Origin of the sequence: Kitasatospora sp. NPDC058243 (assembly GCF_042882025.1) — a bacterium.
In the GTDB taxonomy this organism is placed as follows: domain Bacteria; phylum Actinomycetota; class Actinomycetes; order Streptomycetales; family Streptomycetaceae; genus Kitasatospora.
In genome coordinates, this window is the sequence record NZ_JBHVWW010000001.1 from 205782 (window position 1) to 221292 (window position 15511).

At 72.3% G+C, this 15511-nt stretch carries 11 protein-coding genes; 3 read left to right on the forward strand and 8 right to left on the reverse strand.

The window, feature by feature from the left end; translation table 11 throughout:
- Positions 1 to 252: 252 nt before the first annotated feature.
- From ACFVX9_RS00830 to ACFVX9_RS00845, 4 genes are read right to left on the reverse strand one after another with little or no spacing between them, the layout of a single operon-like run.
- Positions 253 to 2313, reverse strand: a complete 2061-nt coding sequence (locus ACFVX9_RS00830) for a dipeptide ABC transporter ATP-binding protein (protein ID WP_387979700.1) — start codon at positions 2311 to 2313, stop codon at positions 253 to 255.
- A 19-nt stretch (positions 2314 to 2332) separates the two neighbouring features.
- Positions 2333 to 3250 (reverse strand): ABC transporter permease, encoded by a 918-nt coding sequence (locus ACFVX9_RS00835; protein WP_079136461.1) that lies wholly within the window; start codon positions 3248 to 3250, stop codon positions 2333 to 2335.
- Positions 3250 to 4194, reverse strand: a complete 945-nt coding sequence (locus ACFVX9_RS00840) for an ABC transporter permease (protein ID WP_363367693.1) — start codon at positions 4192 to 4194, stop codon at positions 3250 to 3252. The genes ACFVX9_RS00835 and ACFVX9_RS00840 overlap by 1 nt, the downstream gene beginning before the upstream one ends.
- Before the next feature lie 46 nt (positions 4195 to 4240).
- On the reverse strand, positions 4241 to 6148 hold the full coding sequence (locus ACFVX9_RS00845) for an ABC transporter substrate-binding protein (protein ID WP_387979702.1): 1908 nt from the start codon (positions 6146 to 6148) through the stop codon (positions 4241 to 4243).
- Positions 6149 to 6556: 408 nt separating this feature from the next.
- Here ACFVX9_RS00845 and ACFVX9_RS00850 point away from each other — a divergent pair, with 408 nt between their 5' ends.
- From ACFVX9_RS00850 to ACFVX9_RS00860, 3 genes are all read left to right on the forward strand, one after another.
- Positions 6557 to 8197 carry an alpha/beta fold hydrolase gene (locus ACFVX9_RS00850; protein WP_387979704.1) on the forward strand — a complete coding sequence of 547 codons (1641 nt, stop codon included), beginning with the start codon at positions 6557 to 6559 and terminating at the stop codon, positions 8195 to 8197.
- Positions 8198 to 8285: 88 nt separating this feature from the next.
- Positions 8286 to 8987, forward strand: coding sequence for a response regulator transcription factor (locus tag ACFVX9_RS00855; protein WP_380369177.1), 702 nt, complete (start codon positions 8286 to 8288; stop codon positions 8985 to 8987).
- Positions 8987 to 10303 (forward strand): sensor histidine kinase, encoded by a 1317-nt coding sequence (locus ACFVX9_RS00860; protein WP_387979706.1) that lies wholly within the window; start codon positions 8987 to 8989, stop codon positions 10301 to 10303. Before ACFVX9_RS00855 ends, ACFVX9_RS00860 begins: the two co-directional genes overlap by 1 nt.
- 84 nt (positions 10304 to 10387) lie before the next feature.
- On the opposite strand, the gene ACFVX9_RS00865 is transcribed toward ACFVX9_RS00860, so the two are convergent.
- The 4 genes from ACFVX9_RS00865 to ACFVX9_RS00880 form a co-directional block, all read right to left on the reverse strand.
- Positions 10388 to 11344, reverse strand: coding sequence for a formylglycine-generating enzyme family protein (locus ACFVX9_RS00865; protein ID WP_380478775.1), 957 nt, complete (start codon positions 11342 to 11344; stop codon positions 10388 to 10390).
- 64 nt (positions 11345 to 11408) lie between these two features.
- Positions 11409 to 12752 carry an MFS transporter gene (locus ACFVX9_RS00870; protein ID WP_380478777.1) on the reverse strand — a complete coding sequence of 448 codons (1344 nt, stop codon included), beginning with the start codon at positions 12750 to 12752 and terminating at the stop codon, positions 11409 to 11411.
- Positions 12753 to 12880: 128 nt separating this feature from the next.
- Positions 12881 to 14644, reverse strand: coding sequence for a sulfatase (locus ACFVX9_RS00875; protein WP_380369189.1), 1764 nt, complete (start codon positions 14642 to 14644; stop codon positions 12881 to 12883).
- A complete protein-coding gene (locus tag ACFVX9_RS00880) occupies positions 14641 to 15243 on the reverse strand; it encodes a PadR family transcriptional regulator (RefSeq protein WP_380478779.1) in 603 nt (200 codons plus the stop codon). Before ACFVX9_RS00880 ends, ACFVX9_RS00875 begins: the two co-directional genes overlap by 4 nt.
- Positions 15244 to 15511: the final 268 nt, after the last annotated feature.

Below are 15511 nucleotides of genomic sequence, written 5' to 3' on the forward strand. Positions count from 1 at the left end.
GGAGAAGTAGCACCACCAGACCGGGACGGCCACACCCTCGCGCAGGGGGACCACGCCCCCCCCCCCACCCCCCCCCCCCCTTCCGCCACCCCTCTTCCCCTTTCCCCCCCCCCCCCCCCGGGGGGCCCCCCCCACCGCCGTGTGCCCATCGCCACGTGACCACCGCCATGTGCCCGCCATGTGCCCGCCGTGTGCCCATCGCCGACGGCCTCGCCGGCCCGCTCCCGGAGGGGGCATGGCCAGGGGCGCGATTCAGCGGATCGGGGCGGCCCGCAGGGGGAAGTGGCAGGCGGCCAGGTGGTCGTCGGGGCCGAAGGCGGTCAACTGTGGCTCGACCTCCGCGCAGATCTGCTGCGCCGCCGCGCAGCGGGTGCGGAAGCGGCAGCCGGACGGCGGGTCGATCGCGGACGGGAGCTCCCCGGCGACGCCCCGGCTGCTCTTGGCCTTCTCCACCACCGGGTCGGCCACGGGGATGGTGTCCAGCAGGCCGCGGGTGTAGTGGTGCACCGGCCGGGCGTACACCGACGGCGCGGGGCCGATCTCCACCAGCTTGCCCAGGTACATCACGCCGATCCGGTCGGACAGGTACCGGACCACGGACAGGTCGTGCGAGATGAACAGGTACGACAGTCCGAGTTCGCCCTGAAGGTCGCTCATCAGGTTGAGCACCTGCGACTGGATCGACACGTCCAGGGCCGAGACGGGCTCGTCCGCGACGATGAGCTTGGGGCGCAGGGCCAGCGCGCGGGCCAGTCCGATGCGCTGGCGCTGGCCGCCGGAGAACTCGTGCGGGTAGCGGTCCAGGGCGGTGAGCGGCAGGCCGACCAGGTCGAAGATCTCCCTGATCCGCCGGTCGCGCTCGGCCTGGCCGTCGACCCGGTGGATGTCCAGCGGCTCGCGCATGATCGAGTGGACGGGCATCCGCGGGTTCATCGCCGCGTAGGAGTCCTGGAACATCAGCTGGACGTCCCGGCGCAGTCGGCGGCGCTCGGCCCGTGGCGCCAGGGCCAGGTCCCGGCCCTCGAACAGCAGGCTGCCGCTGGTGGGCCGCTCCAGGCCGACGATGAGCTTGCCGACGGTGGTCTTGCCGCAGCCGGACTCGCCGACCAGGCCGAGCGTCTCCCCCCGGCGGACCGTCAGGGAGATGTCGGCCACGGCGCTGACCGCGCCCACGGCCCGGCGCAGGATCAGGCCGCTGGTGACCGCGTACTGCTTGACCAGGTTCTCGATGCGCAGCAGCGGCTCGGCCGGCGCCTCCTCGGGCACCGCAGCGGCCCGCACCTCCGGGGCCCGTACGGCCGTCGCCGGGGAAGGTGCCACGGCCGCCGGGCGGCCGCCCTGCTCGGCCTCGCCGACCGGGAAGTAGCACGCGTAGCGGTGTTCCGGGGTCTCCCCGGACAGCGGCGGCTCCTGCGCGTGGCACTGCTCGGTGGCGTAGCGGCAGCGCGCGGCGAACCGGCAGCCGGGCGGCGGGGTGGTCAGGTCCGGCGGCAGGCCGGGGATCGAGTAGAGCCGGCCGCCGGACTCGGCGAAACGTTCCGGCAGCGATTCGAAGAGTGCCTCGGTGTACGGGTGGCGGGGGTGGGTGTAGAGCTCCTCGGTGCCGGTGGTCTCGACGACCTTCCCGGCGTACATGACGGCGATCCGGTCGGCCCGTCCGGCGATGACGCCGAGGTCGTGGGTGACCAGGATGACGGCCATGCCGAGCTGCTGCTTGAGGTGGTCGATGAGTTCGAGGATCTGCTTCTGGACGGTGACGTCGAGGGCGGTGGTCGGCTCGTCGGCGATGAGCAGTTTGGGCTCGTTGGCCAGGGCCATGGCGATCATGGCCCGTTGGCGCATCCCGCCGGACAGTTCGTGCGGGTAGACCAGGGCCCGCCGGGCCGGGCTGGGCATCCCCACCAGGGACAGCACCTCGACGGCGCGCTCGTGCGCCTCCTTCCGGGAGGCCCGGCGGTGGATGCGCACGGACTCGGAGATCTGCCGGCCGATGGTCATCGTCGGGTTGAGCGAGGTGGTCGGGTCCTGGAAGATCATCCCGATGTCGTTGCCGCGCACCCGGTCCATCTTCTCGGGGCCGAGCGCGAGCAGGTCGCGGCCGTCGAGCAGGACCCGGCCGTCGACGACGCTGCCGCCGTTGGGCAGCAGCTGCATGATCGACATGGCGGTCATGGTCTTGCCGCAGCCCGACTCGCCGACGATGCCGAGGGTCTCGCCCACGTCCACCGCGAGGTCGACGCCGTCCAGGGCGTGCACCACCGAGCGCTTCAGCCGGATCTCGGTGCGCAGGCCGGTCACTTCGAGGAGCGCCACTGCTGATCCTCCGTCGGGTTCACCGCTTCTGCAGCCGGGTTTCGAAGGCGTCGCGCAGGGCGTCGCCGATCACGTTGAAGCACAGGATGACCAGGATGATCACGGCGGCGGGCGGATAGATCATCCACCAGCAGCCCTGGCCGGCGAAGGTGGTGCCGACGTCGAGCATGCCCCCCAGGTCGTTGTTGGGGGCCTGGAGGCCCAGGCCGATGTAGCTGAGCGTGGACAGGGCGAAGACCGCGTCGGCGATCGAGAACGTGGTGTTGACGATCGTCGTCCCGATGGTGTTGGGCAGGATGTGCTTCAGCACGATCCGTCGGCCGCCCGCGCCCATCATCCGGGACGCGGCCACGTACTCGCGGACCTTGATCGCCAGGGCCTCGCCGCGGACCAGGCGGGTGATGCCGAACCAGGAGGTCAGGCCGACCTCCAGGATCAGCATGGTCTTGCTCTTCCCGTAGACGCTGCTGAGGTAGATCAGCAGGAAGATCAGCGGGAAGGACATGAAGGAGTCGATCACCCGCATCATCAACGCGTCGATCCAGCCGCCCAGGTAGCCCGCGACCGCGCCGTACAGCGCGCCGAGGACGGCGGCGATCAGACCGGCGGCGAGGCCGATCTCCAGGCTGGTCTGCCCGCCGACCATCACCTTGCCGAGCTCGTCGATGCCGTCGTTGTCCGTGCCGAGCGGGTGCCCGGCGCCCGGCGGCAGGGTGACGGCGGAGAGGTTCACCACCGAGGTGTCGGCGTGGTAGAACAGCGGGCCGAGGAAGCAGAAGGCGATGATCGCGACCAGGACGACGACGGCGACCAGGGCCAGCCTGTTCTCGGCGAAGACCTCCGCGCCGCGCCGGAGCATCGAGCGGGGCCGCCCGGCCGGCTCCCCGCCCGGGGCGGAGGCGGGCCGACCTTCCGTCGAATCGTGTGTCAGGGCCATCAGGTGAGCCTCACTCGTGGGTCCAGCACGGCGTAGCCGAGGTCGGCCAGCAGCGAGCCGACCACGGTGGTCACCGCGGTGAGCAGGGTGGCCGCCAGGGTGATGCCGTAGTCGTTCTGCAGCGCGGCACGGGTGGTCAGCAGGCCGATGCCCTGGATGTTGAAGACGTACTCGACGATCAGCGCGCCGCCGACCAGCGCGGGCAGCGAGAGGCCGACCAGGGTGACCATCGGGATCAGGGCGTTGCGCAGCACGTGGCCGTACAGGGTGCGGCGCCGGGAGGCGCCCTTGGCCTGGGCGGACCGTACGTAGTCCTGGGTGATCTGGTCCAGCACCCCGGAACGCATGTACCGGCTGTAGCCGGCCACGGTGGTGACGGTCAGGGTCAGGACGGGCAGGCAGACGGCCCCGGGGTGGGTCAGCGCGTCACCGAAGGTGGCCACCTGGTTCTGCACCGAGACCCAGTGCAGGTCGTCCTCGAACCACTGCTGGATCAGGAAGCCGATGAAGAACGTCGGCACGCCGTAGGCGACGAAGGAGAACACCGTGAAGGCGTGGTCCAGCACGCTGTTGCGGCGGGTCGCCTGGAGCAGGCCCGCCGGCACCGCGATCAGCAGCGCGAGCAGCAGCGAGGCGCCGACGATGTAGGCGGAGGCGCCGAGGGCGTTGAACAGCAGGTCGGAGATCGGGCGCTGCTGGATGTAGTCGAAGCCCAGGTTGCCGTGCAGCAGGCCGTCCAGCCAGGTCCAGTACTGCACGTAGACGGGGCGGTCCAGACCCATCTGCTGGGTCAGGTGGGCGATGTTGGCCGGGGTGGCGTGGGAGCCGAGGATCGCCCGGACCGGGCCGCCCGGCATGAGCTGCATCAGGCCGAAGGAGATGACGGTGACCATCAGCACCGTCAGGAGGGCCTGGAACAGCCGTCGGATCAGGTAGGCCGTCACCGCCGCCCCCCGAGGGGAGCAGCGGCGACGCCGTTACGGATGGCCGTCATTTCGTGTAGTACCAGTACTCCGGTTCGTAGCCCTGGAAGGGGTCACCGGCGTCGAGGTGCAGCTTCTTGGTGACCTCGCTGATCGCGAGCGTGTTGGGGGTGTAGATGACCGGCTGGACGCCCGCGATGTAGTCCTCGTAGGCGTACAGGTCGTTGACGTCGCTGCCGGTCGTGGTCCTGACGATCAGCTGGTCCAACTTCGGGTCGGAGAAGCTCCAGACGTTCGGCCCGGCTCCGGTGGCGAACAGCGCGTCGCCGGTCGGGTAGTAGTCGGGGGCGTAGACCCAGCCGCCGTAGAGCAGACCCTGCCACTGGCAGCCGGCCGGCTGGGCGGCGCTGCAGGCCACGCCCTCGTTGCCGATGGTGTTCTGGGTCTGGCTGACCATGGTGATGCCGATGCCCGCCTTGGCCGCGTCCGAGCGCATGTCCGCCGCCATGGTGTCCAGCGCGGCCTGGCCGGAGGGGTAGTCGAGCGTGAACGCGGCCTTGGTGCCCGCCGCGATGCCGGCGCCGCACTGGTTCGGGCCGGTGCCCGGGTCGGTGCAGGTGGCCGGGACGCTGTCGGTGTTCCAGCCGTGGCTGCTCAGCAGCTGTTTCGCGGCCGCCGGGTCGTAGGTGGCGCGCTCGGACTGGCTCTTGGGGGAGAGCGGGTTGCCGGCCGGGAGGCTGGGCACGGCGCCGGTGCTCGGGTAGCCCCAGCCCTTCCAGATGCCGTTGATGATGCCCTGCTGGTCGACGGTGTCCTGGACGGCCTTGGTGAAGTAGGGCTGCTTGAACAGCGGCCCTACGGCCGGGTTGGCGAAGTTGATCTGGTAGTACGAGATCTCGTCCAGGTAGGTCGGGGCCGGGATGTAGTAGCCCGCGCTGCTCAACGGGTTGCCCGCGTCCGGGTTCTTGGCGTTGAAGGTCGGGGAGTTCTCGGCCGGCAGGTAGCCGACGTCGATGGCGTTGGCGCCGCCGCTGCCGGCCTTCAGGTCCGCGTACTCGGTGGTGGCCGAGGTGTAGGGGACGAAGTCCACCTCGTCGAGGTGCGGCTTCTGCGGGCCCGAGTAGGCGGTGTTCGGCACGATCCCGTACGCGCCGGAGGTGCCGTTGTAGTTCTTGAGCTTCCACGGGCCGTCGACCACCGACCACAGTGGGCTGCCCGCGAAGTCGCCGCCCTTGGTCGACTGCGCGCTGAGGTAGGCGTAGTCGGCCGCGCAGTCCTTCGCGGCGGCGTCCGAGCCGAACGCGTCGCTCGCGCAACTGCCCTTCTGCCCCTGGCCGGTGAGGTCCCAGGCGAGCGGCATCGGGGTGATCTGGCTGAGCTCGTCGTCGGTGAACCAGGTCTGGTTGACCGGGGTGTTGAGGGTCAGCGTCAGGGTCTGTCCCGAGGCGGTCGCCGAAGCCACGTTGTCCGGGAAGTACTTGGCGCCGATCGCCGGGTTCGGCGGGGTGTAGTAGCCGCTGTTGGACGACTCGGCCTTGGCCATGTTGATCCAGAACAGCACGTCCTGGGCGTTGACGTCCTCACCGTTGGACCACTTCCACGGCTTGACCTGGACGGTGACGGTCGTGCCGTCCGCGCTCCAGGTGGGCGCCTCGCCGAGGGACACCTCCGGGTCGAGGGTGACCTTGTCGTTCAGGCCCCAGTAGTACAGGGGGCGGTAGAACAGCTCCTGGAACTGACTGGTGTTCACCGTGCTGACCTGGGACGGGGAGTCGAACGGCCAGATGGCGTCCGGGAAGGTGGAGGGCGCCTCGGCGACCCGCACCACACCCCCCTGCACCGCCGCTCCGGCCGGCCCCGGGTTGCCGCTGCCGCCGCCCCCACCACCGCCGCCACTGCAGGCCGCGGCGGTTGCCACGACCGTGACCAGCGCCACCACCTGCGCGAATCTGCGCGCTCCTGCGGACTTCGTCATCCTTGACTTGCCCCTCTCCCCCACGTGAACACCACGAGTTCTTTCCTTGCGCGACCTGACGGTTCGCCGACGCGGGCATGGCGATGCCGTGGCCGGGCGAGGTGAGCGGCTTTCCCGACGGCGGGAAGGCACCGGCGTCCGTGGGCTTCAGCCGCTTGCTGCGTGCTGGCCCTGCCCCGTCCGGTGCTATTAGTTAGACCGATTTTTCGAACAGAGAGAAGCCTTGGGGACGACTCGTGTTCGTCAAGTTTCCATCAAGGAAAGGATCTTGATGCTGCGTCGCGTGGTTCCGGCCGGGGGGACCGGCCGGAGTTCTTACCTGCCTTTGCCGTCGCTCTGCCGAACCGCTGACCGGCACCCGGCAGGGTCGTGCCCACACCGACCGCAGGACGTACGGAGGGCACCACGATGACGACGAACACGGCGACGAACACGGCGACGAGCTCGGCGACGAGCACGGCGACGAGCACGGCGGCAGAGACGACCGGCAGGGCGACGGACGCGACCGCGAGCCGGGCGAAGGAGCCGGCCCGCCGGAGCGGGCTGGCCGCCGCCGCGCTGGCGGTGCTGGCCGCAGTGCTGCCGGTCACCACCGCCTCGCCCGCGCAGGCCGCCCCCACCGGGGCGGCGGGCCGGCCCGCGTGGTGCCCGACCGTCCCCGGGCACCAGGTCGACTGCACGACCATGCGCCGCCCGCTGGTGGCGGACGAGCCGCGCCTGGGCGGCATCGGCGTGAGCTACGCGGTGGTGCGCCACAGCCGCCCCGGCCCGGCCCGGGGCACCATCGCGCTCAACCCCGGCGGCCCCGGCGAGACCCTCATCGACCGCGCCGACCAGGTGGCCGGGGCACTGCAGGGGGTGCTGGACGACTACGACCTGCTCCTGCTGGACCCGCGCGGCACCGGCCGCTCCGGCCGACTGCCCTGCGACGTCACCGAGGCCGACTACCGCTTCGCCCCGCGCCCCGCCCAGCGCGAGCTCGTCGCCGACTGCGCCGAGGAACTCGGCCCGCGCGCCCGCGGCTACACCAGCGCCGCCACCGCCGACGACCTCGATGCCGCCCGCGCGCGCCTGGGCGCCCCGAAGCTGGTCCTGTACGGCCTGTCGTACGGCACCTACCTGATGCCGGTCTACGCCGACCGCCACCCCCAGCGGGTCGAGTCGATGGTGCTGTCCGGCGCCTACCCGCTCGCCTTCGACTCCCTGGCCCGGCCCGGCGCCCGGCAGGTCTCCCTGACGCTGCGCCGGATCTGCGAGCGCAGCGGGGCCTGCGACCCGGAAGGCGCCGTCCGCGACCTCACCGCCGCCGCCGAGCGGCTGCGCACCCGCCCGCTGGTGCTGACCGCCTCCCTCGGCGGCAGGCCGCGCACCGTGGTCTTCAGCGAGGACAAGCTCGCCGACCTGATGTACGAGCCCGCCACCCGAGGCATCGGCCTGCACCCCGAGGAGCCCGGTCTGCTCGGCGCGCTGCCGGCCGCCCTGCACGCCCTCGCCACGGGCGACGAAGCACCGCTGACCGCCCTGGTGCGCGCCGAGGTCGAGCACACCGGCACCGAGGACCAGGCCTCCTTCCTGGCCGTCACCTGCAACGACTACGCCCGCGCCTGGGACCCGGACGCCCCGCCCGCCGAGCGCCGCCGCCAGTACCGGGCCGCGCTGGCCGCCGCCGACCCGGCCGACTTCGGGGCGTTCAGCGTCAAGGGCTGGACCGAGGGGCAGACCGACGGCGGCGACAACTGCCTGTCCTGGCCGCGCCGCGGCACCGCCGACCCGCAGCCGACCGACCTGAAGAACGTGCCCGACGTGCCCGTCCTGGTGCTCTCCGGGGACCTCGACACCAACACCCCCGAGGCCAACTCCCGCCTGTCCGCCGCCCAGTTCCGCCGCAGCGCCTTCGTCTCCGTGCCCAACAGCGGGCACGTCCCGGAGATGGAGTCCACCGGCTGCGCGGTGGGCATCTCCACCCACTTCATCCGCACCGGCGCGGTCGGCGACACCTCCTGCCTCACGCACATCCCCCCGCTCCCCGTCGTCCCGGTCCCCCGCTGACCCGCCGACCCACTGACCGGCCGCCCGACCCGCCGACCGACCGCCCCCGACCGGCATGACCACGCCCGCCACCAGCGAAGATGACACCATGACAGATCCCACCGCCGCCCGGCGCACCGTCCTGGTCGTCGAGGACGACCCCGGCGTCCGCAACACCCTCGACCACCTGCTGCGCTTCGAGGGCTACCGGGTACTCACCACCGCCGACGGACAGGAGGCCCTGGAGCTCCTGGAGCACCGGCGCCCCGACCTCGCCGTGGTGGACGTGGTCATGCCCCGCCTCGACGGCCTCGCGCTGTGCCGGATGCTGCGCCGGCGCGGCGACCGCCTGCCCGTCCTGGTCCTCACCGCCCGCCACCAGCTCGGCGACCGGGTCGCCGGGCTCGACGCCGGCGCCGACGACTACCTGGCCAAGCCCTTCGCCACCGAGGAACTCCTGGCCCGCATACGCGCCCTGCTCCGCCGCACCGAGCCGCTCGGCGGCGAGAGCGCCGAACTCGGCCTCGACGACCTCGCCCTGGACCCCGGCGCCCGCCAGGCCCACCGCGGCGGGCGCCGGCTCGACCTGACCAAGACCGAGTTCGACCTGCTGGAACTGCTCCTGCGCAACCAGGGCACCGTCCTGACCCGCCACCAGATCTACGAACGCATCTGGGGCTACGACTTCGACACCGACTCGCGCTCGCTCGACGTCTACATCGGCTACCTGCGCCGCAAGACCGAAGACGGCGGCGCGCCCCGGCTGATCCACACCGTGCGCAACGTCGGCTACACCGCCAGGACCGCCTGATGCTGCGCACCAGGATCGGCCTCGTGGTCCTCGCCTCCGTCCTCCTGGCCATCGCCGTACCCGTCACCGCCGCCTACCGCGGCGTCAGCACCCTGGTCGCCGACCAGCTCGACCGGAGCCTGGAGGACCGGGCCCACACCGTGCTCGCCGCCCTGGACCTCGACCGCCCCCCGCCCGCACGGCCCGACACCGTCGAACAGCTGCTGCTGCCCGACGGCACCACCCGGCCGCTGGGGGCCCCGGGCGGCCCGGCGCTGCCGGTCTCGGACCGGGCCCGGGAGGTGGCCCGTACCGCACAGGGCGCCCACCAGGAGGACGCCACCGTCGACGGCACCCCCTACGGCATCCTCACCAAGGCCCGCCCCGACGGGCAGGGCGCGGTGATGATCGGCCAGACCTACGCCGGGGCGCAGACCGTCGACGACGCGTTCCTGCGCCGCATCACCTGGACCAGCGCCGCGGCCGCGGCCGCCTCCGCACTGCTCAGCTGGCTCGTCCTCGGCCGGATCCTGCGCCCGGTGCGACGCCTGGCCCGCGCCGCCGAACACATCACCACCACCCGCGACCTGGCCACCCCACTACCCGCCGCCGGACGCGACGAGGTCGGCCGCCTCACCCGCGCCTTCGAGGCGATGGTCGGCGCCCTGCGCCGCTCCCGCGACCAGCAGCAGCGCCTGGTCCAGGACGCCAGCCACGAGCTGCGCACCCCGCTGACCTCGGTACGCGGCTGCGCCGAACTCCTCCAGCGCGCCCGCGGCCGGCTCGCCCCCGCGGACGAGGAGCAGATCCTCGCCACCCTGGTCACCGAAACCGTCGCACTCGACGAACTCGTCCGCGAGCTGGTCGAGTTGGCCACCGACCAGCAGACCGTGGAGGACCCGGAGCCGGTGGACCTGACGGCCGCCGCCGAGGACAGCGCCCGGCGCTTCCGGCGCCGCACCGGCCGCGAGATCACCGTCACCGCCGAACGGCCCGTGCCGGTGCAGGCCCGCCCGCGCGCGCTGCAGCGCTGCGTGGACAACCTGGTCGGCAACGCCGTCAAGTTCAGCCCGGACGGCACCCCGGTGGAGGTCCACGTCACCGGCACCCGCCTCGCCGTGCGCGACCACGGGCCCGGCATCGCCCCCGGCGACCGGCAGGCCGTCTTCGAGCGCTTCCACCGCGCCGCCGGCACCCAGTCGACCCCGGGCTCGGGGCTGGGCCTGGCCATCGTCCACGACCTCGTCGCCGCCGACCACGGCACCGTCTTCGCCACCGCCGCCCCCTCCGGCGGCGCCGAGGTCGGCTTCCACCTGCCGCCCGCACCGGAGGGCTGACGGCCCGCCCGGGTCCAGCACGTCCGCTCGGTGATCGGCGAGCCCCGGCTGAACGGCGTGGCCCCACGCGGGCGGGTCGGCGCGTCAGTCGGGCCGTTCGGCGTCGCGGGCGCAGCGGAAGCCGGCGTGGCCGCTGGAACTGTCGGGGGTGTTGGAGCTGCGGGCGGCGACGCGGTAGCGGTTGCAGTAGGACTTGTGGCACAGGTGGGAGCCGCCGCGGATGACCTTGGCGGTTCCGGTGGCGGGGCCGGTGGGGTTGGCCAAGGTCGGGGATGCGGGGTGATCGGTGGTCCACCAGTCGGCGCACCACTCCCACACGTTGCCGGACATGTTGTACAGGCCGAAGCCGTTCGGCGCGAAGGAGCCGGCGGGGGCGGTGGCGCGGTGGCCGTCCGCGGCCGTGTTCTTCGCCGGGAAGGTGCCGCGCCAGATGTTGCAGCGGTGGGTGCCGTCGGGATCGAGTTCGTCGCCCCACGGGTAGCGGGCCTGTTCGAGTCCGCCGCGGGCCGCGTACTCCCACTCCGCTTCGGTGGGCAGGCGCTTGCCGGCCCAGGAGGCGTAGGCGTGCGCGTCGTTCCAGGAGACGTGGACGACGGGGTGGTCGCCGCGGTCGGCGACCGTGCTGCCCGCGCCCTCGGGCCGGTCCCAGGCGGCTCCGGTGACCGCGCACCACCAGGGGGTCCGCTCCACCCGCGCGGCGGTGCGCCGCACGGCGGCCGGGAGGAACCCGGCGAAGACGTAGGACCAGCCCAGGCGTTCGGCGTCGGTACGGTAGCCGGTGTCGGCGGCGAACGCGGTGAACTGCTCGTTGGTGACGGCGCGGGCGTCGATGAGGAACGGGTCCAGCCGGACCTGCCGCACGGGTCCTTCGCCGTCGTCGGGGAAGCCTTCGGAGTCGTCGGTGCCCATCAGGAACTCGCCGCCGGGCAGGAGGACCATGCCGTCCGCGGGCCCGGCGGGACGCGGGGCCGCGAGGCGGAGCGGGCGGATCGCGCCGGGGCCTCGCGAGGGCGTGCAGCAGGGCGCCGAGGGCAGGTTCACAGGTTCCTCCGGGAGTGGGTTCAGCCGGGACTGGGTTCAGCCGGCCGTGCAAGGCGGGCCGGGGTCAGGCCAGGGCCGCCTGGCGCCTGAGGTCGAGCTCCCGCTGCACCCGCTCCACGTCTTTCGCGTAGGGCAGGTGGAGGAGCGTCAGGAAGGCGCCGTTGACGAGCATGAGGACCACCAGGACCGCCAGGAACACCGGGCGGAGTCCGACCGCCTGGCCGAGGAAACCGGCGCCCAGGCCGAAGGCGGCCCACGCGAGGGCTTCGAAGACCGAGACGTAGATCGTGAAGGCGGTGGCCCGCAGCTCGGGCGGGGTGACCGCCATGACCATCGGCCGGTTGAGGCTGGGATTGACGCCCTGGGCGACACCCATCAGGCAGAAGAGGAGGGCGTAGGCGCCGATGCCGCGGTAGTGGACCTGGGTGCCCAGGAAGGCGAGGACGGCGAAGGCGACCTGGGCGCCCTGGAGCGCGCCGGGAAGCCCGTGGCGGGGGCTGCGGCGGGTGGCCCAGTCGGCGAGGAAGCCGCCCAGCAGGGTGCCCAGCAGGTATCCGATGCCCAGCGGCATCAGGACGACGGCGGCTCGCTGGGTGGTGAAGCCGAACACGTCCACCAGGTAGACGACGGCGAACGAGGAGAGCAGCAGGTGTCCCGAGAGCAGCCGCGACACCAGGAGGATCGCGAAGCTGGGGATCTTGAACAGCGAGACGACGGTGGCCAGGTCGACCTTCGTCCGGGACTCGCGGGCGGCCCGGTCGAGGTCGGCGAGTTGCCGCTCGGCCGCGCCGCGGCCGGGGTCGCGGAAGCAGAGCAGCAGCACCACGCCGAAGAGGATGTTCAGGACGCCGACGCCCCACAGCCCCCAGCGCCAGCCGTCGCGGACTCCCGCCAGCTGCCCGATGAGCGGGCCGAGCACCGAACCGGCCAGTGCGAGCGCACCGTAGAGGGCACCGACGGCGCGGCCGCGCGACGCCGGGTCGAACAGGTCGCCGATGATCTCGGAGACCAGCGGCTGGGCGGCCGCGTAGCCGGCCGCGAGGACCGTGACGAAGACCAGCAGCTCGGTGAAGTTCCTGGAGAAGCCGGCGGCCACGCCCCACACCCCCCACAGGCCGGTGGACAGGACCAGGACGCTCTTGCGCGACCAGCGGCGTGCCGCCCACACCCACAGGGGGGCCGCGAGCACGCCGATCAGCTTGCCGGCGGCGGTCAGGACGCCGAGCGAGCCGAGGGTGAGGCCCAGCGCGTTCCTGATGACCGGGAACAGGCCGGTGACCAGGCCGGCCTCGGTGCCGTCGACCAGCATGGCGCCGCCGAGGACCGAGAGCTGGGCCCACCGGCCTCTGACCGGGGGCGGGCCGGTCCTCGTGGCGGGCCCGGAGGTGCCCTCGATAAGGTCGGACATGCGCGACTCCGCTCTTCGCATCGTTCGTCACAGGGGCAGTGCGGGGGAAAGGGGGCGTGCTCGCCGGTGACGGGGCTGCAACCCCGTCACCGGTACCTCGTGCGCCGGCTGGGTCGTGCGCCGGCGGGTCAGAGAGCGGCGAGCTCCTCGGCCACCCGGCGCAGGGCCGACACGTCGGTGAGGCCGCCGGCCAGGGCGGCGACGTCGATCAGCGGCGTCGGGCCGAGGAACTGCAGGAATTCGGAGTCGACGATGCCGGGCAGGTGCCTGCGCATGACCTCCACGGCGACCGGGTCGGAGATCAGGGCGAACACCGGGGTCCGCAGCGAGAAGCGTCCCGAGGGGTAGTCCTCCGGGCGGGGCAGCGGCTCGGCGGTCCGGTCGGCCTGCTCGCGCTGGGCGCGGACCAGCAGGTGCTCCGCGCCGACCGGGCCCTCGGCGGGCAGGCCGAGGCGCTCGTACTGGCTCGGCGGTGCGTCGCCCGCGCGCATCAGCTCCACCAGCAGGGTCGCCATCCGCAGCTCGGCCGTGTCGTCGACGAGGGGGGTGCGCTGCTCGGGGTCGCCCTCCAGGTCGAACAGCAGGGTGCCGTGCTGATAGGGGTTGATGAAGGTGCGGCCGGGGACGCGCAGGGTGCGCACGCCCTTGGTGAAGGTGAACGGCTCCGCCAGCTGGAGGTTCGCCAGCTCGGCCGGGGAGAACCGTCCGCGCATGTGGGTGGGCATCAGCGTGTGCTCCAGCAGCGGCGCGTTGTGCGCCGTGGCGGGGGCGCGCATGTAGACGTACCGGCCGTCGGTGACGTTGACGTGGCCGCCGTGGATTCCGAACAGGGCCGCTTCCCGTACCGGGGTGTCCTCGGCCACCGGCAGCGGGTGGCCCTGCACGTCCGCGGGGCGCTCGATGCCGAAGTACTCCAGCAGCGTCGGTGCGAGGTCGATCGTCTGCACCAGGGCCCGGCGCCGTTCCCCGGCCTTTCCGGCCCTCGGGTCCCACACGAACAGCGGCAGGTGGACCAGTTCGTTGTACCAGGGCTGGACGGTCTTGCCCCACCAGCCCTTCTCCCCCAGCAGCAGGCCGTGGTCGGTGTTGACGATCAGCAGGGTGTCGTCCCACAGGTCCTGCTCGTCCATCAGGTCCAGCACCCGCCCGAGGGAGTGGTCGCACATCGACAGCAGCGCCGCGTACTCCAGACGGGCGTGCTCGACCTGGCCGGGGGTCTCCACCACGCGCTTGTAGTCGGGCCAGTCGAAGTGCGGGCCTTCGTAGTCGTGCGGGTAGAGGTCCTTGAACCGCTGGTGGCTGAAGAACGGCTCGTGCGGGTCGAAGGTCTCGATCTGCACGAACCACCGGTCCGCGTCCCGGTTGGTGCGGACGAACTCCAGGCCCGCGTCGAAGGTCAGCGTCTGCGGGTGGCGGTCCTCGGTCGCCAGGTGCGGGCGGTTCACCCAGTCCTGCCGGTAGGACTCGAACCGGAGCTTCTTCAGGTCCTCGGGGATCTCCGGGTCGGCCACCTGGCCCTTCCACGGGTCGCCCTCCTGGCCGCGGAAGAACTCCCAGGTGTTGTACCGGCCGTGGTAGGTGGCGCCGCCGTCCTCCCAGTAGTGCGGGTGGTCGCTGACCAGGTGGGTGTACACCCCGTTCTGCTTGAGGAGTTCGGGCATGGAGTCGTCGAACGGCTCCAGCGGGCCCCAGCTGCGGTGCAGGAAGTTGTACCGGCCGGTGTGGATCTCGCGGCGGGCCGGCATGCACGGCATCGACCCCGCGTAGGCGTGGTCGAAGGTGACGGACCGCTCGGCCAGCCGCGCGAAGTTCGGCGCGTGCGTCCAGTCCCCGCCGTAGGGCGGCAGCATGTGCCGGTTGAGGCTGTCGAACATCACCATGATCGCCTTCATGCGGCGCTCCCCTCTCCGGCCGGTGGCGTCTTGTGCCCCGGCTGCCACTGTTCGAGACGCCGGAGCATGCGCTCCAGCCAGGCCACCCACGCGTCCATCGCGCCGGCGCCGTACTGGTGCAGTTCCTCGTAGACCCCGCGGGCCAGTTCCTGGTCCAGCTCGGGCAGCGGGTCCTCGAAGCGGACCGTGCGGTCGCGGGGCCGGTTGCGGGCGATCTGCTCGCGCCGGTGGTCCAGTTCGGTGCGGATCAGCCGGATCGCGGCCTCGCGGTCCAGGACCGCGGCGAAGGCGAAGCGGGAGAGGAAGTCCGCGTCCTGGAACCGGCTGGGCGGCTCGTACGGGGAGCGCACCCACTCCATCAGTGCCTCCCGCCCCACCGGCGTGAGCCGGTACACCTTCGCGTCGGGACGCCCCTCGCGCGGATCGACCTCGAACGCCACCCAGCCGTCCGCCACCATCCGCCCCAACAGGCGGTAGATCTGGCTGTGGTGGGCCCGCGAACGGAGGAACTGGCCCTCCGTCTCGACCCACTTGCGCAGGTCGTACCCGCTGAACGGCCGGCCGGCCAGCAGGGCGAGCAGGACGTACTCGAACTGCATCGAGCCCCCTATGTGCGGAATCACTTATGTGCTCAGTGTTCTATCCGCGCCATGGGGGCCGTCAACGCGGCGGGTGGCGAATTATCCGACCGTTCATATGAGTTCACGGTGATTCACAGTGCGCAGCACCTGCGCTGCCGGCGGGGATGCCCGGCGCGGTCGCGATGGAACCGGCTCCTCCCGGGAAAACGGGCGCCCCGTGGCGGTTCGGGCGAACCCCGAACCCACCCACGGGGAGGCACGCTTTGCTTTGCCGGACCCAGCACGG